This window comes from Streptomyces sp. NRRL F-4489 (assembly GCF_001509485.1).
In the GTDB taxonomy this organism is placed as follows: Bacteria; Actinomycetota; Actinomycetes; order Streptomycetales; family Streptomycetaceae; genus Streptomyces.
Genome location: NZ_LLZI01000250.1, coordinates 1 through 21,315, shown reverse-complemented (window position 1 = coordinate 21,315; position 21,315 = coordinate 1). Strand labels below are relative to the sequence as shown.

General features: G+C 72.2%; 19 protein-coding genes. All 19 read right to left on the bottom strand.

The features are described 5' to 3' along the window. Positions 1-184: 184 nt before the first annotated feature. Positions 185-1,000 carry a F0F1 ATP synthase subunit delta gene (locus tag ADL22_RS25095; RefSeq protein ID WP_066984138.1) on the bottom strand — a complete coding sequence of 272 codons (816 nt, stop codon included), beginning with the start codon at positions 998-1,000 and terminating at the stop codon, positions 185-187. Further along, a complete protein-coding gene (locus ADL22_RS25090) occupies positions 997-1,563 on the bottom strand; it encodes a F0F1 ATP synthase subunit B (protein ID WP_066984135.1) in 567 nt (188 codons plus the stop codon). Before ADL22_RS25090 ends, ADL22_RS25095 begins: the two co-directional genes overlap by 4 nt. Positions 1,564-1,605: 42 nt before the next feature. Beyond that, the gene (atpE, locus tag ADL22_RS25085) at positions 1,606-1,875 is read right to left on the bottom strand and encodes an ATP synthase F0 subunit C (RefSeq protein WP_016570924.1); all 270 of its coding nucleotides are present in this window, start codon (positions 1,873-1,875) and stop codon (positions 1,606-1,608) included. Between the two features lie 76 nt (positions 1,876-1,951). Continuing rightward, the gene (gene atpB / locus ADL22_RS25080) at positions 1,952-2,746 is read right to left on the bottom strand and encodes a F0F1 ATP synthase subunit A (RefSeq protein ID WP_066984132.1); all 795 of its coding nucleotides are present in this window, start codon (positions 2,744-2,746) and stop codon (positions 1,952-1,954) included. A 279-nt stretch (positions 2,747-3,025) separates the two neighbouring features. Further along, positions 3,026-3,463: a hypothetical protein gene (locus tag ADL22_RS25075; RefSeq protein ID WP_066984129.1), complete on the bottom strand. Its 438-nt coding sequence runs from the start codon at positions 3,461-3,463 to the stop codon at positions 3,026-3,028. A 287-nt stretch (positions 3,464-3,750) separates the two neighbouring features. Next, positions 3,751-5,100 (bottom strand): MraY family glycosyltransferase, encoded by a 1,350-nt coding sequence (locus ADL22_RS25070; protein WP_079064405.1) that lies wholly within the window; start codon positions 5,098-5,100, stop codon positions 3,751-3,753. Positions 5,101-5,229: 129 nt separating this feature from the next. Continuing rightward, the gene (gene glyA, locus ADL22_RS25065; protein WP_079064404.1) at positions 5,230-6,618 is read right to left on the bottom strand and encodes a serine hydroxymethyltransferase; all 1,389 of its coding nucleotides are present in this window, start codon (positions 6,616-6,618) and stop codon (positions 5,230-5,232) included. Positions 6,619-6,885: 267 nt separating this feature from the next. After that, on the bottom strand, positions 6,886-7,578 hold the full coding sequence (locus ADL22_RS25060) for a protein-tyrosine-phosphatase (protein WP_066984126.1): 693 nt from the start codon (positions 7,576-7,578) through the stop codon (positions 6,886-6,888). Beyond that, entirely contained in the window at positions 7,578-8,225 is a 648-nt protein-coding gene (locus ADL22_RS25055; RefSeq protein ID WP_066984123.1) for an L-threonylcarbamoyladenylate synthase, read from the bottom strand. The genes ADL22_RS25060 and ADL22_RS25055 overlap by 1 nt, the downstream gene beginning before the upstream one ends. 82 nt (positions 8,226-8,307) lie before the next feature. Then, complete coding sequence (gene prmC, locus ADL22_RS25050) at positions 8,308-9,153, bottom strand: peptide chain release factor N(5)-glutamine methyltransferase (RefSeq protein WP_066984120.1); 846 nt, start codon at positions 9,151-9,153, stop codon at positions 8,308-8,310. Positions 9,154-9,189: 36 nt separating this feature from the next. Beyond that, positions 9,190-10,260 carry a peptide chain release factor 1 gene (gene prfA, locus ADL22_RS25045; RefSeq protein WP_066984117.1) on the bottom strand — a complete coding sequence of 357 codons (1,071 nt, stop codon included), beginning with the start codon at positions 10,258-10,260 and terminating at the stop codon, positions 9,190-9,192. Between the two features lie 168 nt (positions 10,261-10,428). Next, positions 10,429-10,650, bottom strand: a complete 222-nt coding sequence (gene rpmE, locus ADL22_RS25040) for a 50S ribosomal protein L31 (RefSeq protein WP_066984114.1) — start codon at positions 10,648-10,650, stop codon at positions 10,429-10,431. A 154-nt stretch (positions 10,651-10,804) separates the two neighbouring features. Continuing rightward, complete coding sequence (locus ADL22_RS25035; RefSeq protein WP_066984111.1) at positions 10,805-11,929, bottom strand: LCP family protein; 1,125 nt, start codon at positions 11,927-11,929, stop codon at positions 10,805-10,807. A 336-nt stretch (positions 11,930-12,265) separates the two neighbouring features. Beyond that, a complete protein-coding gene (rho, locus tag ADL22_RS25030; RefSeq protein WP_066984107.1) occupies positions 12,266-14,308 on the bottom strand; it encodes a transcription termination factor Rho in 2,043 nt (680 codons plus the stop codon). Positions 14,309-14,684: 376 nt separating this feature from the next. Then, complete coding sequence (thrB, locus tag ADL22_RS25025; protein ID WP_066984104.1) at positions 14,685-15,602, bottom strand: homoserine kinase; 918 nt, start codon at positions 15,600-15,602, stop codon at positions 14,685-14,687. Positions 15,603-16,005: 403 nt separating this feature from the next. After that, entirely contained in the window at positions 16,006-17,091 is a 1,086-nt protein-coding gene (thrC, locus tag ADL22_RS25020) for a threonine synthase (protein ID WP_066984101.1), read from the bottom strand. An 8-nt stretch (positions 17,092-17,099) separates the two neighbouring features. Next, a complete protein-coding gene (locus ADL22_RS25015; protein WP_066984099.1) occupies positions 17,100-18,392 on the bottom strand; it encodes a homoserine dehydrogenase in 1,293 nt (430 codons plus the stop codon). 155 nt (positions 18,393-18,547) lie between these two features. Then, positions 18,548-19,939 carry a diaminopimelate decarboxylase gene (gene lysA, locus ADL22_RS25010; RefSeq protein ID WP_066984096.1) on the bottom strand — a complete coding sequence of 464 codons (1,392 nt, stop codon included), beginning with the start codon at positions 19,937-19,939 and terminating at the stop codon, positions 18,548-18,550. A 173-nt stretch (positions 19,940-20,112) separates the two neighbouring features. Further along, the gene (gene nrtL, locus ADL22_RS25005; protein ID WP_066984093.1) at positions 20,113-21,219 is read right to left on the bottom strand and encodes an ArgS-related anticodon-binding protein NrtL; all 1,107 of its coding nucleotides are present in this window, start codon (positions 21,217-21,219) and stop codon (positions 20,113-20,115) included. Positions 21,220-21,315 lie beyond the last annotated feature (96 nt).

Here is a 21,315-nt window from a genome sequence, read left to right as displayed (position 1 = left end):
TGGGCCCGAAGTTACGTGCGGGTCCGGGGGCGTCTCCCCCAGCATTTCCGCTTACGGCCCAACTCGGGCCGCCGTGGTGCTTGTGCTGTTCTCCGGGGCGTCGTCCGGACCGCTGCCGGACCTTCGCGGTCCGGCGGGTCCGGTGTCGGCCGCCGGGTGTGCAGCTCTTGAGTTGGTGGCCGGGTCAGCCGGCCATCCGCCGACCGGCCTCGTCGAGGCGCTCGGCGATGGTCCCGTTGATGACCTCGTCGCCGATCCGGACCCGGACGCCGCCGAGGACCGCGGGGTCCACGTCGAGGTTCAGGTGGATCTGGCGGCCGTACAGCTTGGCCAGGGCGGCGCCGAGGCGCTGCCGCTGCCCGTCGCTGAGCGGCACCGCGGAGGTGACCACCGCGACCATGCGGTCCCGGCGGGCCGCCGCGAGCTTGGAGAGGGCGTCGAGCCCTGCCTCCAGGCTACGGCCCCGCGGCTGTGCGACAAGGCGGATGACCAGCCGCTCGGTGACCGGGTTGGCCCGGCCGCCCAGCAGCGTGCGCAGCAGGTCCGTCTTGGCGGACACCGCCGCGTTCCGGTCCGTGAGTGCCCGGCGGAGCTCACCGCTGCCCGCGATGATCCGGCCGAACCGGAACAGCTCGTCCTCGACGTCGTCCAGGCGGCCGTCGCGCTGCGCGGCCACGAGGTCGGCGCTGTAGGCCAGCTCCTCCAGCGCGTCCGGCAGGTCGCGGGAGCGCGACCAGCGCGCCCGGACCATGCCGGTCACCAGGTCGAGGGCGCTGCCGCCGACCTGGCCGCCGAGCAGCCGCCCGGCCAGCTCGGCCCGCGCCTCGCCGGGCTGCGCCGGGTCGGTGAGGACCCGGCGCAACGACACCTCGCGGTCGAGCAGAGCGGTGACGGCAGCCAGCTCCTCGGCGAGCGTCGCGGCGTCGACGGAGGTGCTGTCCGTCAGCGCGTTGAACTGCTCGCGTGCGGAGGCGAGTGCCTCGCGGCTCGCTCCATTCATCGGCCGGCCTCAGCCTTCGTCGCGTCGGACTCCGCCTTGGCCTCGAGGTCGTCGAGGAAGCGGTCGATGGTCCGGCTCTGCCGGGCGTGGTCCTCGAGGGACTCGCCGACGAGCTTGCCGGCCAGGTCGGTGGCGAGCTTGCCCACGTCCTGGCGCAGCGCCTGGGCGGCCGCCTTGCGGTCCGCCGCGATCTGGGCGTGGCCGGCGGCGATGATCTCCTCACGCTGCCGCTGGCCCTCGGCGCGCATCTCGGCGATGAGCGTCGCGCCCTGCTCCTGCGCCTCCTGGCGCAGGCGCGCGGCCTCGTGGCGGGCGTCGGCGAGCTGGGCCCGGTAGTCCGCGAGAACCTGCTGGGCCTCGGCCTGAGTCGCCTCGGCATCCTCGATCCGGCCTTCGATCTGCGCCCGGCGCTCGTCCAGAACCTTGTTGATGTTCGGGAGGAGCTTCTTGGCGAGGAAGCCGAAGACGATGAAGAAAGCGATCAGGCCGATGACCAGCTCTGGAATCGGCGGGATGAGGGGGTTCTCAGGAACCTCCGCCGCCAAGTTGACCAGGGCGTTCACATCAGTGCCTTCCGTCTGAATGGATAGTCGATGCGGCTTCGTTTACTTGTAGACGAAGCCCATGACGATGCCGATCAGGGCGAGAGCCTCACAGAAGGCGAAACCCATGATCTGGTTGGTGCGGATCAGGCCGGCGGCCTCGGGCTGGCGGGCCAGGGCCTGGGTGCCGTTACCGAAGATGATGCCGACGCCGACGCCGGGGCCGATCGCGGCGAGGCCGTAACCGATCGCGGCGACGTTGCCGACCACCGTGGTCTTGGCGGAGTCGCCGGCGGCGGCGAGGTGGTTGACCATCTCGAGAGCAGCGGACATGCCGTTACTTCCTTCTCGTTTCACGTACCGGTGGGGGTTGGCCACCGGACAGCTGTTGGGGTGGGAGCCGGGGTGCTCAGTGGTGCTCGGCGAGCGCGCCCTGGACGTAGTTGCAGGCCAGAAGGACGAAGACGTACGCCTGGACGGCCTGGATGAACAGCTCGAAGGCCGTCATCAGGATGGTCATGATGAACGAGGCGCCGGCGTACACGAAGCCGATCCCGTTCAGGAGGTACCAGCTGGCGACCGTGAACATCAGGATCAGCAGGTGGCCCGCGAACATGTTCGCGAAGAGTCGCACGGCGTGGGTGAAGGGCCGGATGATGAGGTTCGAGAAGAGCTCGATGACCATCAGCAGCGGCAGGACCCAGCCCAGCGACTTGTCATAGCCGGTGAAGTTCTTGAAGGCGCCGACGAAGCCGTGCTTCTTGAAGGTGAGGAAGACCCACAGGATGTAGACGATCGCCGCGAGGCCCGCGGGGAAGGCGATCACCGACGTCACCGGGAAGGAGGCGACCGGGATGATCGACCAGAGGTTCATGATCCACACGAAGAAGAACAGCGAGACCATGAAGGGGACGTACTTCTCGCCCTCCTTCTTGCCCAGCGCGTCGTAGACGAGCCCGCGGCGCACGAAGTCATACCCCGCCTCGCCGATCATCTGCAGCTTGCCGGGAACGACCTTGGCCCGGCCGAACGCGGCCCAGAAGAACCACACCACGACGACCGTGCTGAGCAGTGCCAGCAGCATCGGCTTGTTGAACTCGAAGCCGCCGATGGTGAAGAGCGGCTCGAAGACGAAGTTATGAAGCCCGGGAGCATCAAAGCCGCACCCGGAAAAGATGTGGCAGTCGGTCTCGAAGGCGAGCATCGTTTCAGCACTCACCGCGAGCTCCTTCAGCGTGGCGCATGGGTACGGCAACCTCGTTGTGTCGGCGCGGCGTTGAACCACGGAGCGGCACTGGACTGGTGTTACGGATTGGGGGGCGGCTGGTCGGCGCGGAGCCGGACCGGATCACAGGCATCGGCCGCGAGAACTTCCCGTTCCTTTTCTCGGACTTCGGGAGCTCAGCCGCCTGCGCCATCTGCGCCGCAGTTGGCACCGGACGATAGCAGGCCCGGATGAGGCCGTTTATCTCGGCCCTACGTGTCACGTCGGTGACCCCGCCGTCTCCGCCGTCTTCGTCTCCGCGGAGCCGGGATCCACGTACAGGATCTTCGCCTTCATATGGCCGCGCGTCTGGGCGGCGATCCATACGAGAGTGGCGGCGAGCAGCGTGAACGCAAATGCCTTGGTGTCGAAGAGCGTTGTGTTCTTGAAGGCGATGAGGAACACCGCCACGAACAGGATCTGCACGGTGTACAGCAGCAGGCCCATCATCTGGAACAGCTGCGGAAGCTTCTTCGCGGTCTGCTGGAGGACGGTGAGTCCGGCCCCCATCACCAGCACCACCAGCGCGGTGCCGACGACGGCGCCGATCGCCCCTGACGCGCCCGCGAGGACACCGCTCACGGCGACGGCGAGGGCGCCGGCGGCGAGGGTGGGCACGACGGCGTGGAGGAGTAGTCGGGCGTCATTCGACTGCATGGTGGCGCTCCGGCATTGGGTGGGGGTGTGTCGTCAGGGACGAGCGTAGACCCGGCCCGAGGAGGAACCTGGGGCCAATGAACCGTCGCACTACGGTCCTTCGGCTCTGTCACCGGGTTTCGTGAACGGTATCACAAACTATTTGATGAGGTCTTTACCTGCTTCGTGTGGATCCTGTCACACGTGAGAGTGACGGCGCACATAGGTGCACTGACGGCCCGCACTTTGTCTGGTATGGGGTCAACGATCCCGATTCCCGACACCCGTGCGGGCGACTTCCGGGCACCTCAGTGATGACTCCCGGCCTTCCTGCGGTCCACGAAGCGTGACCGGTCGCCGATCGCCGTGGCGCCGTGCAGCCCGGCGGCGAGCGCCGCCCGGCGCTCCTCCCCCGGCTCCCCGGCGGCCTCCCCGGACCGGCCCGCGCCGGCCTCCGCGGCCCCGGCCGCCGGTACGCGCACCACCCGGCGGTAGCGCGGCGGCACCAGCCGCTGGGCCCACATCGGGGCGCGCGGGGTGAAGCGCGGCAGCAGGAGCAGCACCAGGCCCACCGCGCTGAGCAGCACGATCCCCAGGACGATCCACATGCTCGCGTCGTTCGCCGAGTACGCCACCGCGCCGAACGCGATCAGCGCCGACCAGAAGTACATGATCAGCACCGCGCGGCTGTGGGAATGGCCGATCTCCAGCAGCCGGTGGTGCAGGTGCCCGCGGTCCGCGGCGAACGGCGACTGGCCCTGCCACGTCCGCCGCACAATGGCCAGAAACAGGTCCGCGACCGGCACCGCGATGATCGTCAGCGGCAGCAGCAGCGGGATGTAGACCGGCACCATCGCGTGGGTCGCCTCGCGCAGACCGCCCGCCTTCTGGTTGAGCAGGTCGGGGTCCACCTGGCCGGTCAGCGAGACCGCGCCGGCCGCCATGACCAGGCCGATCAGCATCGACCCCGAGTCGCCCATGAAGATCCGCGCCGGGTGCATGTTGTGCGGCAGGAAGCCCAGGCACATGCCCATCAGCACGACCGAGAAGAGGGTGGCGGGCGCCGCCGCCTCGATGCCGTAGCCGAACCAGAGCCGGTAGGTGTACATGAAGAACGCGGCCGCGGCGATGCAGACCATGCCGGACGCCAGGCCGTCCAGGCCGTCGACGAAGTTCACCGCGTTGATGGTGATCACGACCAGGGCGACGGTCAGCAGCGTGCCCTGCATCGGGGTCAGCGCGACCGTGCCGATACCGGGCACCGGGAGGTAGAGGATGGTCAGGCCCTGGAGGACCATCACACCCGCGGCGATCATCTGGCCGCCCAGCTTGACCAGCGCGTCCACGCCCCACTTGTCGTCCAGGACGCCGAGGATCCAGATCAGCGCGGCGCCGGACAGCAGGGCGCGCGGCTCGTTCGTCTCGAAGACGCTCTTGAGGTTGGTCAGGTGCGCGGCCACCAGCAGTCCCGCGCACAGCCCGCCGAACATCGCGATCCCGCCCAGGCGCGGCGTCGGCTCGCGGTGGACGTCCCGCGCGCGGATCTCCGGCATCGCACCGGCGGCGATCGCGAACTTCCGCACCGGCCCGGTCAGGAGGTAGGTCACCGCGGCAGTGACGCACAGCGTCAGCAGGTATTCACGCACGGGCTGCCCCATCGAGATAGCTGGCCATCACAGCCCCACACCTTATGCGTGTCCGGCCGGTGGCCGTGACACAGGGGAATACGGGGAAGGACGCGGCCACCCCGCGGGCGGTTCCCGGGCCGGCCGGCACCAGGGCGGAATTCAGCCCTCTTCGGGATAGGGCGGGAACCGGCCGACGAGCCCGGCGACCGCCGCGCGCACCGCGCCCTCCTCGCGCAGCGCCGCCCCGATCAGCTCGGCGATCCGGTGCATCTCGGCCACGCCCATGCCCTGGGTGGTGACCGCGGCGGTGCCCAGCCGGATACCGGCCGGCCAGCCGCCGCCTGCCCCGGGGGCCGCGCCGCGCGGCAGCGCGCAGATGTCCAGGACGATCCCGGCGGCGGCCAGCCGGCCCCGCGCGGTGCGCGCCTCCACGCCCAGCGGCGCGGTGTCCGCGGTGATCAGATGGGTGTCGGTGCCGCCGGTGGTGACCGCCAGGCCCTGCTCGGCGAGCGCCCCGGCCAGCGCCCGGGCGTTGGCGACGACCTGCCGCGCGTAGGCCCGGAACGCGGGGGTGGCGGCCTCGGCGAACGCCACCGCCTTGGCGGCCACCGCGTTCATCTGGGCGCCGCCCTGGGTGAACGGGAACACCGCCCGGTCGATCCGCTCGGCCAGCCGCGCCCGGCACAGGATCATCCCGCCGCGCGGCCCACGCAGCACCTTGTGGGTGGTCGCGCACACCACGTCGGCGTACGGCACCGGGCTGGGCGCCGCGCCGCCGGCGATCAGGCCCATCGGGTGCGCCACATCGGCGATCAGGTACGCGCCGGTCTCGTCGGCGATATCGCGCAGCGCCGCGTAGTCGATGTGCCGGGGATACGAGATCGAGCCGCAGACCAGGGCCTTGGGCCGCCGGGCGCGGGCCAGCGCGCGGATCGCGGCGTAGTCCAGCAGGCCGCTCGCCTCGTCCACGCCGTAGCCGGCGAAGTCGAACCAGCGGCCGGAGAAGTTCGCCGGGGAGCCGTGGGTGAGGTGGCCGCCGTGCGGCAGGGACATGGCCAGCACGGTGTCCCCCGGGCGCAGCAGGGCGGCGTACGCGGCGAGTACGGCGGAGGACCCGGAGTGGGACTGGACGTTGGCGTGCTCGGCGCCGAACAGGGCCTTGGCGCGCTCCACCGCGATCCGCTCGGCCAGATCGACGATCTCGCAGCCGCCGTGGTGCCGGGCGCCGGGGTAGCCCTCGGCGTACTTGTTGGCGAGCGGGGAGCCGAGGGCGGCGAGGACGGCCGGCGAGGCGAAGTTCTCGGCGGCGATGAGCTGGAGGCCGTCGGCCTGCCGGGCGCTCTCGGCGAGCAGCACCCCGGCGATCTCGGGGTCCTGGTCGAGCAGTGCGGCGAAGTCCGGGGTGCCGGGGGGCCGGGTGACCTCGTCGCGGGCGGCGGCGCGCGCCCGCTCCTGGGCGGTCTCGGCCGCGGCGGCGGTCCGGGGTCCGGCGGCGGTGGCGCGGCCGGGCGGGGAGGTGCGGCGGGATGACGCGGTGGTGGCGGGCATCGCTGGCTCCGGGCCTCGTACGGGACCAGGGCACGTCGCACGTGCCCCCGGGGACCGTCCGGCCCTGCGTACCGGGCAGGCCCCGATCCCACTGTAGGCGCGGCCCCGGGATCGGGCGCGGTGTGCGCGGCCAACGGGGGCGGGGCCGGCCCGGGGGCCGCCAGAGGGGCTCCAGGGCCGCTCAGGGGGCCTTCGGGCCGGGCGCCGGGGCTCCGGGCCGCCGGTGCCGCGCGGGCGGTCAGGCGGCCCGCGTGCGCCGCCGGCCCGTTACGCGGGCGCCGGTACGCCCGTCAGCGCCGTGACGACCGGGTCCAGGGCGCGGTTGATCTCCTCGCCGATGGAGCGGAAGAACGTGATCGGCGCGCCGTAGGGGTCGTAGACCTCGTCGGACTCCGGGTTGGGCGCCAGCAGCCAGCCGCGCAGCGCGGCGGCCGCGCCGACCAGGGCGCGGGCGCGCTCGACCAGCCCGCCGCCGGGCAGGTCCGGGTCGGGTGCCGGGAGGGTGGCCGGGTCTATCGCGCGCACCAGCCGGTTGAACTCCTTCAGGGTGAAGGTCCGCAGCCCGGCGGAGTGGCCCATGGAGATGACCTGGGCGCGGTGGTCGCGGGTGGCGGTGAGCACCAGGTCGGCCCGGATGACGTGCTCGTCGAGGAGTTCGCGGCCGATGAAGCCGGCCGGGTCCGCGCCGTAGTCGGCCAGCACCGTCGCCGCGTGCGCCTCCATGGGGGCGCCTTCGTGGCCCCAGGTGCCGGCGCTCTCGACCAGCAGCCCGCAGCCGCGCACGGCCTGCGCGGAGCCCAGGCGCTCCTGGAGGGCGTGGCGGTGCAGCCGTTCGGTGATCGGCGAGCGGCAGACGTTGCCGGTGCTGACGTGGAGGATCCGGAAACAGGGCGCGGGGTCCGCCGGGGCGGAGAGGGGGTCGCCGCCCGGGACCGCTATGCCACGCCCCGGGGGCGGCATCAATTGGCCACCTCGAGCTCGGGTACCACCTTGCGGAGCTCGTCGGCGCCGATCGCGCCCTCGCGCAGCAGTACCGGCACCGGGCCGGTGACGTCCACGATGGAGGAGGGCACCGCGGCGGGCGTCGGGCCGGCGTCGAGGTAGACGGAGACGGAGTCGCCGAGCATCTCCTGGGCGGCGTCGCAGTCCTGCGGGGAGGGGTGGCCGGAGAGGTTGGCGCTGGAGACCGCCATCGGGCCGAACTCCCCCAGCAGCTCGATGGCGACCGGGTGCAGCGGCATCCGGACCGCGACCGTCCCGCGGGTCTCGCCCAGATCCCAGGTCAGCGACGGCTGGTGCCGGGCGACGAGGGTCAGCGCGCCCGGCCAGAACGCGTCGACCAGCTCCCACGCCTGCTCGGAGAACTCGGTGACCAGGCCGTGCAGGGTGTTGGGGGACCCGACCAGGACCGGGGACGGCATCCCCCGGCCGCGGCCCTTCGCCTCCAGCAGATCGCCGACGGCCTCCGGGCTGAAGGCGTCCGCGCCGATGCCGTAGACGGTGTCGGTCGGCAGCACGACCAGCTCGCCGCGGCGGACGGCCGAGGCGGCCTCACGCAGGCCGGTCGCGCGGTCGGTCGCGTCGCTGCAGTCGTATCGCCGTGCCATTAGCGGTCCTCCTCGTGCAAAACGGTTACGCGGAACGAATACTGCGGATGCGTCGGCGGCATCGGGCGCCGGGGCGGGCGGCTCATGGCGTGGCCCGGCGGGCGGTGGCGAAACGGGGCCGGTTGTTGAGGTCGGGGTGATCGGCCGCGTCCGCCCAGCCCTGCTCCTCGCTGAAGATCCACGGCACCTGGCCGCCCTGGGTGTCGGCGTGCTCGATGACGACCACGCCGCCGGGCCGCAGCAGGCGGTGCGCGGTCCGCTCGATGCCGCGGATGGTGTCCAGCCCGTCCTCGCCGGAGAACAGCGCCAGCTCCGGATCGTGGTCGCGGGCCTCCGGCGCCACGTGCTCCCACTCGGTGAGCGGGATGTACGGCGGGTTGGAGATCACCAGGTCGACCTGCCCGTCCAGTTCGGGGAGGGCGGAAAGCGCGTCGCCCTGGTGGAGAACGACGCGGGACCCCTCGACGTTCTTGCGCGCGTAGGCCAGGGCGTCGTCGGACAGCTCCACGGCGTGCACCCGGGACCGCGGCACCTCCTGCGCCAGGGCCAGCGCGATCGCGCCGGATCCGGTGCACAGGTCGACGATGAGCGGTTCGACGACGTCCATGGCGCGGACCGCGTCTATGGCCCAGCCGACCACCGACTCGGTCTCCGGCCGGGGCACGAACACCCCTGGCCCGACGGCGAGTTCGAGGTAGCGGAAGAACGCCCGGCCGGTGATGTGCTGGAGCGGTTCGCGCGCCTCGCGGCGGGCGACGGCCTCCCAGTAGCGGGCGTCGAAGTCCGCGTCGGGGACGGTGTGCAGCTGGCTGCGCTTGACGCCGTGCACGTGCGCGGCCAGCTCCTCGGCGTCGAAGCGCGGTGAGGGCACACCGGCGTCGGCCAGCCGCTGGGTGGCCTGGGCCACCTCGGCGAGCAGCAGGTTCACGGGGGTCCTCCAGCCGTGCGGACGGGTTGTGCGTTCTTACTGTGCGGCGGCGAGCTTGGCCGCCGCGTCGGCGTCGACGCACGCCTGGATGACCGGGTCCAGCTCGCCGTCGAGCACCTGGTCGAGGTTGTACGCCTTGAAGCCGACCCGGTGGTCCGAGATGCGGTTCTCCGGGTAGTTGTACGTGCGGATGCGCTCGGAGCGGTCGACGGTGCGCACCTGGCTGCGCCGGGCGTCGGACGCCTCCCGCTCGGCCTCCTCCTGGGCCGCGGCCAGCAGCCGCGAGCGGAGGATGCGCAGGGCCTGCTCCTTGTTCTGGAGCTGGCTCTTCTCGTTCTGGCAGGAGACCACGATGCCGGTGGGCAGGTGGGTGATCCGGACGGCGGAGTCGGTGGTGTTGACGGACTGGCCGCCGGGGCCGGACGAGCGGTAGACGTCGATCCGCAGGTCGTTGGCGTTGATCTCCACCTCGACCTCCTCGGCCTCGGGGGTGACGAGCACGCCGGCCGCGGAGGTGTGGATGCGGCCCTGGGACTCGGTGGCGGGCACCCGCTGGACGCGGTGCACCCCGCCCTCGTACTTCAGCCGCGCCCAGACGCCCTGGCCGGGCTCGGCGCCGCCCTTGGCCTTCACCGCGACCTGGACGTCCTTGTAGCCGCCGAGGTCGGACTCGTTGGCGTCCAGGATCTCGGTCTTCCAGCCGACCCGCTCGGCGTAGCGCAGGTACATCCGCAGCAGGTCGCCGGCGAACAGCGCGGACTCCTCGCCGCCCTCGCCGGCCTTGACCTCGAGGATGACGTCCTTGTCGTCGCTGGGGTCGCGCGGGACGAGCAGCAGCCGGAGCTTCTCGGTCAGCTCGGTGCGGCGGGCGTCGAGCTCCTTGACCTCGTCGGCGAACTCCGGGTCGTCCGCGGCCAGTTCGCGGGCGGTCCCGATGTCGTCGCCGGTCCGCTTCCACGCGCGGTACGTGGCGATGATCGGGGTCAGCTCGGCGTAGCGCTTGTGGAGCCGCATGGCCTCGCGCTGATCGGCGTGGACCGCGGGGTCGGCCAGCCGCTTCTCAAGGGCGGCGTGCTCGCCGACCAGTTCCTCGACCGCCTCGAACATCGTGTGTTCCTCTGCTGACTGCTGGTGTGGCTTTCCGGGGCGGGGTGCCCCGCTGCCGCGGTGCGGCGGGCCGTCCCCCGGCCGGGCGGGCGGAGGGTACGGACGACAAAGACGCCGGTCCGGTCCCCCCTGTCCGGGGGCGACCGGAGACCGGCGCCTTGCGGGTCGCTACTTCGCGGCCTTGGCGTTCTTGCCGAAGCGGGCCTCGAAGCGGGCCACGCGGCCGCCCGTGTCCAGGATCTTCTGCTTGCCGGTGTAGAACGGGTGGCACTCGGAGCAGATGTCGGCACGGATGGTGCCGCCGGCCACGGTGCTACGGGTGGTGAACGACGCGCCGCAGGTGCAGCTGACCTGGGTCTCGACGTACTCCGGGTGGATGTCGCGCTTCAAGGGATTCTCCTAGGTTCGGGAGTGCACCGGGTCGTGGCGCGGTTTGCGTCACGTGAACCGGGGCCGACGATCCAGTCTGCCAGGACTGGCCGTATCTCCCAAAACCGGGGTGCGGCCGCCGGTATTCCCCGGGCCGCCGGGGGCCCGGGGACGGCTACTTGACGTAGTGGGCCGTACCGCCCTTGTCACCCGCCGAGCCCTTGAGCGCGGCCTTGGGGATGTCCTGGTCGGTGCGGAGCGCGTCCCAGACCATGCGGCTCTGCGCGGTCAGCGGCAGCACGCGGTCGGGGTCGGCCGGGTCGTAGGCGACCGGCAGGGTCACCATGTCGACGCGGTCGGAGGGGATGCCGCCCAGTTCCTTTCCGAGGCCGGTCAGCGCGGTGACGGAGTTCAGGTCGGTGTCGGTGGTGACGGCCTTGGTGGCGGTGTCGGCGATGGCGTAGAGCTTGGCGGGGTTGGTGAGCACGCCGACGCTGCGGACCTGCTGCATCAGCGCCTTGACGAAGGTCTGCTGGAGCTGGATGCGGCCCAGGTCGCTGCCGTCGCCGCCGGGGACGCCGTGCCGGGTGCGGACGAGGCCGAGGGCGTCCTCGCCGTTGAGGGTGTGCGTGCCGGGCGCGAGGTGCAGGTGGCTGTACTTGTCGTTGATCGGCTTGGTGGTGGTGATCGGGACGCCGCCGAGCGCGTCGATGAGCTTCTTGAAGCCGGTGAAGTCGACTTCCAGGAAGTGGTCCATGCGGATGCCGCTCATCGACTCCACGGTCTTGACCGCGCACGCCGGGCCGCCGACCTCGAAGGCGGTGTTGAACATCACCCGCCGCGCGCCCGGCACGGGCCGGCCGTCCTTGGTGCAGTCGGGCCGGGTGATCAGGGTGTCCCGGGGGATGCTGACGACGCCGGCCTTCTGGTGGCCGCGGTAGACGTGCACGACCATCGCGGTGTCGGAGCGCGCACCGCCCTCGTCCCGGCCGTAGGCGGCGTTCTTCCCGGCCCGGGAGTCGGAGCCCATGACGAGGATGTCCATCGAGCCGTTGTCGACGTTCTTGGGCCGGTCGCGGCCGAGCGCGGCGTTGATGTCCACGCCCTTGAGGTTGCCGTTGAGCTTGAAGTAGACGTAGCCGAGGCCGGCGCCGCCCAGCAGCACCACGCTGACCAGCGCGCACAGCGTGACGGTCAGGATCCGGCGGCCCCGGGGCGGCGCCTTGCGGCGGCGGCCGGTGGGGCGCAGCGCGCGGCCGCGGCTGCCGTTCTGCGGTGCGCTCCCGTCGCGTGGCGCCATCTGCTCCTCAGCCCTTCGTCGCTCGACTGCTTCTCGCCGTCCCCCTGCCGCAGGCGGTTGATTGCCCTGTCAGACGGGAGGCCGACCGGAAGGGTTGCACAGCGGGTGATGAGCGTTTTCTTAGAAAGGCGGCCCGGCCGACCGCTGCCCCGGGCCGGTTTCCCCGCTCTCACCAGGCGTTTCGCCGTCCGGGACGGTCCGGTGGAAAGGGGGTGCGCGGTACGGATCTGTGCGAAAGGTCTCAAGCGGGACGCGGCGCGGCGGGGAACGGCGCGGGCCCCCTCGTCCGCGGGGGACGAGGGGGCCCGGTCATCGCTCGGCGCGCGGCCGCGGGCGTCAGTCGTTGCCGTTGCCCGTGGTCGGCGTCGTCTTCTGGATCTGGAGCAGGAACTCCGCGTTGGACTTGGTCTGCTTCATCTTGTCCAGCAGGAGTTCGATGGCCTGCTGCTGGTCCAGCGCGTGCAGCACCCGGCGCAGCTTCCAGACGATGGACAGCTCCTCGCTGCCCATGAGGATCTCCTCCTTGCGGGTGCTGGACGCGTCGACGTCCACCGCGGGGAAGATCCGCTTGTCGGAGAGCTTGCGGTCGAGCTTGAGCTCGAGGTTGCCGGTGCCCTTGAACTCCTCGAAGATCACCTCGTCCATCCGGGAGCCGGTCTCGACCAGCGCGGTGGCCAGGATGGTCAGCGAACCGCCGTCCTCGATGTTCCGCGCCGCGCCGAAGAAGCGCTTCGGCGGGTACAGCGCGGTCGAGTCGACACCACCGGACAGGATGCGGCCGGAGGCGGGCGCCGCGAGGTTGTACGCGCGGCCCAGGCGGGTGATGGAGTCCAGCAGGACGACCACGTCGTGGCCCAGCTCCACCAGGCGCTTGGCGCGCTCGATGGCGAGCTCGGCGACGGTGGTGTGGTCCTCGGCCGGGCGGTCGAAGGTCGAGGAGATGACCTCGCCCTTGACCGACCGCTGCATGTCGGTGACCTCTTCGGGACGCTCGTCGACGAGGACGACCATCAGGTGGCACTCGGGGTTGTTGCGGGTGATCGAGTTGGCGATCGCCTGCATGATCATGGTCTTGCCGGTCTTCGGCGGCGCCACGATCAGACCGCGCTGGCCCTTGCCGATCGGGGTGATCAGGTCGATGATCCGGGTCGTCAGCCCGCCCGACTCGCCCTCCAGGCGCAGCCGCTCCTGCGGGTAAAGGGGCGTCAGCTTCCCGAACTCCGCGCGCTGGCGGCTCTGTTCGGGCGCCATGCTGTTGACGCTGTCCAGCCGCACCAGGGCGTTGAACTTCTCGCGCCGCTCGCCGTCCTTGGGCTGGCGGACCGCGCCGGTGACGTGGTCGCCCTTGCGCAGGCCGTTCTTGCGGACCTGGGCGAGCGAGACGTAGACGTCGTTCGGACCGGGGAGGTAGCCGGAGGTCCGGATGAACGCGTAGTTGTCGAGGATGTCGAGGATGCCCGCGACGGGGATCAGCACGTCGTCCTCGGACACCTGCGGCTCGTTGGCGAACTCCTCGCGCCCGCGGCGCCCGCGGCGGTCGCGGTAGCGGCCGCGCCGGCCGCGCCGGCCGCCCTCGAAGTCCTCGTCGTCGTCGCGGCGGTCGCGCGGGCGGTTGCCGCCCTGGCCGCCGCCGTCGCCGGCGTCGCTCTTGCGCCGGTCGCGGTCGCGGTCGCGGTCCCCGCGGTCCCGGTCGCGCTCGCGGCGGCCCCGCTCGCCCTTCTGGCCGCGGTCCTGGCGGTCGCCGCGGTCCTGCCGCTCGCCGCCCTTGGACCGGCCCTCGCCGGTCTCCTGCGGGGCGGTCGCGGTGTCGGCGCGGGCCTCGGCGCGGACCGCGGTGGCGGCCTCGGTGCGGGCCTCGCCCTCGGGGCTGCCCGCGGGCGCGGTGGCCCGGCGCCGGCGGCGCTCGCCGGCCGGTGCCTCGTCGGCGGGGGCGCCCTGCTCGGCCGAGACCTTGGGCGAGGGCTGGCCGGGGATGTCGATCTGCTGCTGGGTCCCGGCCTTCTCCGCGGTCTTCGCCGCCTTGGCGGGCTTGTCGGCCTTGGCCGCCGGCTCGGCCTCCTCGCCGGTACGGGCCTTGGAGGTCGTACGGCGCTTGGGCTTGGTCTCGGTGTCGGCGGCGGGCGCGTCGGCCTTGGCTGCGGTCCCGGAGCCGGCTGCCTGCCTCTCCTTGATGACCTCGATCAGCTGGCTCTTGCGCATCCGCGCGGTGCCCTTGATACCGAGGCCGGAGGCAATCTGCTGCAGCTCCGCCAGGACCATGCCCTCAAGGCCGGTGCCGGAACGGCGGCGCCGCGTGGTGGCAGGCGCGGGAGCGTCCGTGGCGGGCGTGGTGGCACTGCCATCGGTGCGCGCGCCCATCAGATCGGTGGTGTCGCTCACGAAGGGTCCTTCCCTGGAGCGGGCGTCGGCCTGTCTGGCTCGGCGACCGGTTGTGCTGTCCGGCTGGGTCCTTGGTCTTGCGGACCGGGCCGGGGCGGTGGTCCCGCCGGATACGGCGGAAAGATCAATTCATGGCTCCGGCGTGAAGATGTTGAGGTGTGGCTGGTGTCGTCACGCCGATTCCGGAGCTTTGCTCACTTCTGCTCAGGACAAAAGCTCCAAGCAGTTTGGGAGGCTCCCGGAAGAAAGTGGTCCCGATGGGGGACACGAAGCACCGCGCCAGACTGGCGTCGGGTACTGACTTGAGGTTAACACTACCGGATCCAACAAACATTCCCCCTCTCCAAGACCGGCACTCTACGATCACTCCGTGTGATCACCCGGCGAGCGGCAGCACACATGTGCCGTCCGCGTCGAGGGTCAGCCGGTTGGCCGCCCACCCCTCTCCCGCCAGCGCCGCGACCTTGTCGGCCGTGGCCTCTTCGACCAGTGCGAGCACCGTGGGGCCCGCACCGGAGATGACCGCGGGGACACCGTCCGCCCGCAGTCGGTTCACCAGGCCCGTGCTCTCCGGCATCGCGGGGGCGCGGTAGTCCTGGTGAAGTCGGTCCTCGGTCGCGGCGAGCAGCAGCTCGGGGCGCCTGGTCAGGGCCTCGACGAGCAGTGCGGCGCGGCCGGCGTTGGCCGCCGCGTCCCCGTGCGGGACGGTGCGCGGCAGCAGTCCGCGGGCGGTCTCGGTCAGCACCGGCTTCCCCGGGACGAAGACCACCGGAACGATGGAAGCGGCCGGTTCCATCCGGATCGCCCGGGCGCTGCCGGTGTCCGTCCAGGCGAGCGTGAAACCGCCGAGCAGGCAGGCGGCGACGTTGTCGGGGTGGCCCTCGATCTCGTTGGCCAGCTCCAGCAGCGCGGCGTCGTCGAGCTTCTGCTCGCCGCCTATCGTCACGGCGCGGGCGGCGACGATCCCGGCGCAGATGGCGGCCGAGGAGGAGCCCAGGCCGCGGCCGTGCGGGATGCGGTTGGCGCAGACGATCTCCAGGCCGCGCGGCTGGCCGCCGAGCACGTCGAAGGCGGCGCGCATGGACCGGACGAGCAGATGGCGCTCGTCGCGCGGCAGCGTGTCCGCCCCCTCGCCGGCGATGTCGACGTGCAGGCCGGAGTCGGCGACACGTACCACGACGTCGTCGTACAGGCCCAGGGAAAGACCCAGGGCATCGAAGCCGGGACCGAGATTGGCGCTGGTAGCGGGGGTGCGCACCCGGACGGCGGCGGCGCGGAACGCGGGACCGGCCATCGCTCGATGACTCTCCTTGATTGATGCTGCGGTACTGCCCCGGAGCACAGCTCCGCGGCGCCGAGGCGCCCGGACGGCTCGTGGGGTCTGTTCTGACCTGCCCTGCGCGCCACTGCGTTATGCCGTGGGGAGGGGAGTTGGGTGCCAGCCTATCGAAGGAAGGTTCTGTCGCGACATAGGGCGCACAGGAGGCGCACGAAGCGTGTCGCGCGCCTTCCCGTGCCCCGACGCGATCTTTGCAGTGTTTGCAGTGTTTGCTCGGGGTTGCTGCGTTTGCTGCGTTCGCTGCGGGGGCGGGGGCCCTCCCGCGGCGGCGGGAGGTGCGGCGCGGGAGGTGGCGGGCGGCCGGCCGGCTCCGCCACCCCCGCGCGTCCGCGCAGGTCCCGGGGGGTGTCCGGGCCGGTCAGCCGAGGCCGAGGCGCTCGGCGGCGGCGTCCGCGTCGACCGGGACCGTGACCGGCTGCGGGGCGCCGGCCACCGCCCAGTCCGGGTCCTTGAGGCCGTTGCCGGTGACGGTGCAGACGATCCGCTGGCCCGGGTCGACCCGGCCCTCCTCGGCGGCCTTGAGCAGACCGGCGACCGAGGCGGCCGACGCGGGCTCCACGAAGACGCCTTCCTTGGCGGCCAACAGGCGGTAGGCCGCGAGGATTTGACGGTCCGTCACCTCGTCGATGAGGCCGCCCGACTCGTCCCGGGCGCGCTCGGCGAACTCCCACGAGGCGGGGTTGCCGATCCGGATCGCGGTGGCGATGGTGTGCGGGTCCTTGACCACCTCACCGCGCACGATCGGCGCGCTGCCGGACGCCTGGAAGCCCCACATCCGCGGGGTGCGGGCGGCGATGCCGTCGGCCGCGTACTCGCGGTAGCCCTTCCAGTAGGCGGTGATGTTGCCGGCGTTGCCGACCGGCAGGACGTGGATGTCCGGGGCGTCGCCGAGCATGTCGACGATTTCGAAGGCGGCGGTCTTCTGGCCCTCGATACGCACCGGGTTGACGGAGTTCACAAGTGCGACCGGGTACTTCTCCGACAGGCCCCGCGCGAGCGTCAGGCAGTCGTCGAAATTCCCGTCGACCTGGAGGATCTTGGCGCCGTGCACCAGCGCCTGGCCCATCTTGCCGAGCGCGATCTTGCCCTGCGGGACCAGCACCGCGCAGACCATCCCGGCCCGGACCGCGTAGGCGGCGGCCGAGGCGGAGGTGTTGCCGGTGGAGGCGCAGATGACGGCCTTGGCGCCGTCCTCCTTGGCGCGGGTGATGGCCATCGTCATCCCGCGGTCCTTGAACGACCCGGTGGGGTTGGCGCCCTCGACCTTGAGGTGGACCTCGCAGCCGGTGCGCTCGGAGAGCACCTGCGCGGGCACCAGCGGCGTACCGCCCTCCCGGAGGGTGACGGCCTCGGTGGTGTCGCTGACCGGCAGCCGGTCGCGGTATTCCTCGATGATTCCGCGCCACTGACCGCTGGTGGTGGACACGGTGGACTTGGCAGACATGGGTTCCTTTACTCCCCTTCGACCCGCATGATGCTGACGACACCGCGGACGGTGTCCAGCTCGCGCAGCGCCCCGACCGTCGACGACAGGGCCGCGTCGGTCGCCCGGTGGGTGACGACGACGAGGTCCGCCTCGCCGTCCTTGCCCTGCTGACGGACCGTATCGATGGATACGCCGTGTTCGGCGAAGACCGTCGCGACCTGGGCCAGTACGCCCGGCTTGTCGGCCACGTCGAGACTGATGTGGTAGCGGGTGACGACCTCACCCATCGGGCTCACGGGCAGCGCGGTGTACGCCGACTCCCCCGGCCCGGTGGCTCCGGCGAGCTTGTTGCGGCAGACCGCGACGAGGTCGCCGAGGACCGCGGAGGCGGTGGGCGAGCCGCCCGCCCCGGGCCCGTAGAACATCAGCCGGCCGGCCGCCTCGGCCTCCACGAAGACCGCGTTGTACGCCTCGCGCACGGAGGCCAGCGGATGCGTCAGCGGGATCATCGCCGGGTGCACCCGCGCGGTCACCGAACCGCCGTCCGCGGCCCGCTCGCAGATCGCCAGCAGCTTGACCGTGCAGCCCATCCGCTTGGCGGAGGCGATGTCGGACGCGGTGACCTCGGTGATGCCCTCGCGGTGCACGTCGTCGATGGTGACCCGGGTGTGGAAGGCGATCCCGGCCAGGATCGCGGCCTTCGCGGCGGCGTCGAAGCCCTCGACGTCGGCGGTCGGGTCGGCCTCGGCGTAGCCCAGCGCGGTGGCCTCGTCCAGCGCCTCGCTGTAGCCGGCGCCGGTGGTGTCCATCTTGTCGAGGATGAAGTTCGTGGTGCCGTTGACGATGCCCAGGACGCGGTTGACCTTGTCGCCGGCCAGCGATTCGCGCAGCGGGCGGACCAGCGGGATCGCGCCGGCGACCGCCGCCTCGTAGTACAGGTCCGCGCCGTGCTTCTCGGCCGCGGCGTGCAGCGCGGCGCCGTCGGCGGCGACCAGCGCCTTGTTGGCCGACACCACGCTCGCGCCGTGCTCGAACGCGGTGGTGATCAGGGCGCGGGCCGGCTCGATCCCGCCGATCACCTCGATGACGACGTCGATGTCGCCGCGTTTGACCAGCGCGGTGGCGTCGGTGGTGATCAGCTCGGCCGGGATGCCGGCCCGCACCCGCTCCGGGCGGCGGACGGCGATCCCGGCGAGCTCGACGGGCGCCCCGATGCGGGCGGCGAGGTCGTCGGCGTGCGTCGTCATGATGCGCGCCACCTCTGAGCCGACCACACCACAGCCCAGCAGCGCCACCTTCAGCGGACGCGTACGCATCATTCGACCTCGTCTTTTCTTCGATCCAGCGGTTTCACACGGTCACGCACCAGTTTCCTGGTCGTGGTCCAGTCTCACGCACCGGACGACCGTTTCCGCCGCTCGTCCGGATACCGAGACATTTATTTCATCCGGGGCCCGGTCCCGACGATCCGCCCCTACCCGACATCCAACCGCAGGAGATCTTCCTCCGTCTCCCGCCGGACGATCACCCGGGCCGCGCCCTCGCGGACCGCCACCACCGGCGGCCGCAGCGCGTGGTTGTAGTTGCTCGCCATGGACCGGCAGTACGCGCCGGTGGCCGGGACCGCCAGCAGGTCGCCGGGCGCCACGTCGGCGGGCAGGAACGCGTCCCGGACGACGATGTCGCCGCTCTCGCAGTGCTTGCCGACCACGCGCGAGAGCATCGGCTCCGCGTCCGACGTCCGGGAGGCCAGCACCACGCTGTACTCCGCGTCGTAGAGCGCGGTGCGGATGTTGTCCGACATCCCGCCGTCCACGGAGACGTACGTCCGCAGGCCCGCCAGCTCCTTGACCGTGCCGACCTCGTAGAGCGTGAACGCGGTCGGCCCGGCGATCGCGCGCCCCGGCTCGACCGACAGCCGCGGCACGGCCAGCCCCGCCGCCTCGCACTCCTTGGCGACGATCTCGCGCAGCGCCCCGGCGATCTCGTGCGGCTCACGCGGGTCGTCGTCCGAGGTGTACGCGATGCCGAGGCCGCCGCCGAGGTCGATCTCCGGCAGTTCGACGCCGTGCTCGTCCCGCACCTCGGCGAGCAGCTGCACCACCCGCCGCGCGGAGACCTCGAAACCGGCCATGTCGAAGATCTGCGAGCCGATGTGGCTGTGCACGCCGATGAGTTCGAGCCCGTCGAGCTTCAGCGCCCGCCGCACCGCCTCGGCGGCCTGGCCGCCGGCCAGCGCGATCCCGAACTTCTGGTCCTCGTGCGCGGTCGCGATGAACTCGTGGGTGTGCGCCTCGACACCCACCGTCACCCGGATCTGCACCCGCTGCCGCTTGCCGAGCCGCTCCGCGATGTGCGCCACCCGCACGATCTCCTGGAACGAGTCGAGCACGATCCGCCCGACGCCGGCCTCGACGGCCCGGGTGATCTCCTCGGTGCTCTTGTTGTTGCCGTGCAGTGCGATCCGCTCGGCGGGCATCCCCGCGTCCAGCGCGGTCGCCAGCTCACCGCCCGAGCAGACGTCGAGGTTGAGCCCCTCCTCGTTCAGCCACCGCACGATGGCCCGGGAGAGGAACGCCTTGCCCGCGTAGAACACATCGGCGTCCGGCCCGAACGCGTCCTTCCAGGCCCGGCAGCGCGCCCGGAAGTCCTCCTCGTCCAGGAAGTACGCCGGCGTGCCGAACTCCTCGGCGAGCGCGGTCACGGCCAGCCCGCCGACCGTCAGCACACCGTCGGCGTCCCGCCGGACGGTACGCGACCAGACGCGCGGGTCAAGGGAGTTGAGGTCGGCGGGCGGCGCGGTGTAGTGCCCCTCGGGCAGCACATCGCCATGCCGGGGCCCTGCGGGATGCGCGGAACGGCTCATATCGGAAACGGTCCCCTCAAGATGGGTCAGAGGTGGTGGTCAGGGGGGTGGGGGTTGGGCAGTTGACGGCTGAGCGGCGGGGGTCGGTCCGTGGATCGGGCAACGGAGGCGGTCCCGGTCGGTCCGGGGTCGGTCCCCGGCCCGCAGCACGGACCGGCCTCCGGAGCCCTCTCTCACACATGGTCGGGAGCGGAGATGCCGAGCAGGTGCAGGCCGTTGCGCAGCACCGTCCCCGCGGCTTCGGCAAGGGCCACCCGGGCGCGGTGCACGGCCGAGGGTTTCCGCTCGCCGACCGGCAGCGGCGGGAACACCTCCTGCCACCGCAGATACGCCTCCGCGGTCGCCTCCAGATGCCGCACGATCCGATCCGGCGCCCACCGCCACCGCGCGGCGGCGACAGCGGCGGGGTAGGTGGCGAGACACGTTTCCAGTGCTTGGAGGGCGGGGTGGGGGGCGCCGGGCATGGGTTCAGAGGGCGGGTCGCTCGGGGGGACGTGGCCCGGCGTCGCGTCGGCCGGGGGTACGAGGCCCGGCGACCCAGCGGCCGCGGGTACGTCGTCCCCCACCACATCCCCCGGCTCCCCGCCGAAGCCCAGCTCGCCGGCGTTCCGCACCATGGCGCGGGCGCGCGCGTACGCGTACTGCACCCGGAAACGGGCGTTGTCCTCCCGCTGCACCGGCCGCTCCGGCACCCGCACCGGATCGGCCGCCGCGGGCTTCAGCAGCACCCACCGCGCCTCATCCGCGCCCAGCCGCGCGACCAGCCCGGCCAGCCCGCCGTCGTCGCCCTTCGCGTCCTCAGCCGCGTCGCCCGACGCGGCGGCGCCCCGCCCGAGGCGCGCCATCACCTCACCGGCGACGCGCTCCCGCGCCCGGGCCCACTCCCCCGCGTACCGCGCGGGTCCGGCGGCCCGTCCCGGCCCCTGGGCGCCCGGCTCCGGCTCCCCGTACCGCGCGCCCCGCGCCAGTACGTCCGCCACGAGTCCGGCCGTCGCGCCCGCGCCGAGGTGGAAGTTCAGAAAACCAGGCCCGGCGATCTCGACCCGGGCGATCCCCGCGCTCCCGGCCAGCCGCCGGCGCAGGATCTCGGCCACCTCACGCGCCGGCAGCCCCGCCTGCCCGGCGAGCTGAAGCGCCACGTTGGAGGCGTACTCCCCGCACCCGGGACGGGGCGCCGGCCGCACCACGATCCGCTCCGGCACGGCCACGGACAGCTCCCGTTCCGCAACGGCACCGCGCACGGAGCGCAGGACGGTACGGGACAGTTCGGCCGGGGTCACACCCCAAGCGTAGGGGAGAGCGACCACCCCCACGCGAACCGGTTTCGCCCTGTGGACACCGCCCCACCAGGCCCTACGCCACCGCCCCCCGAAAGC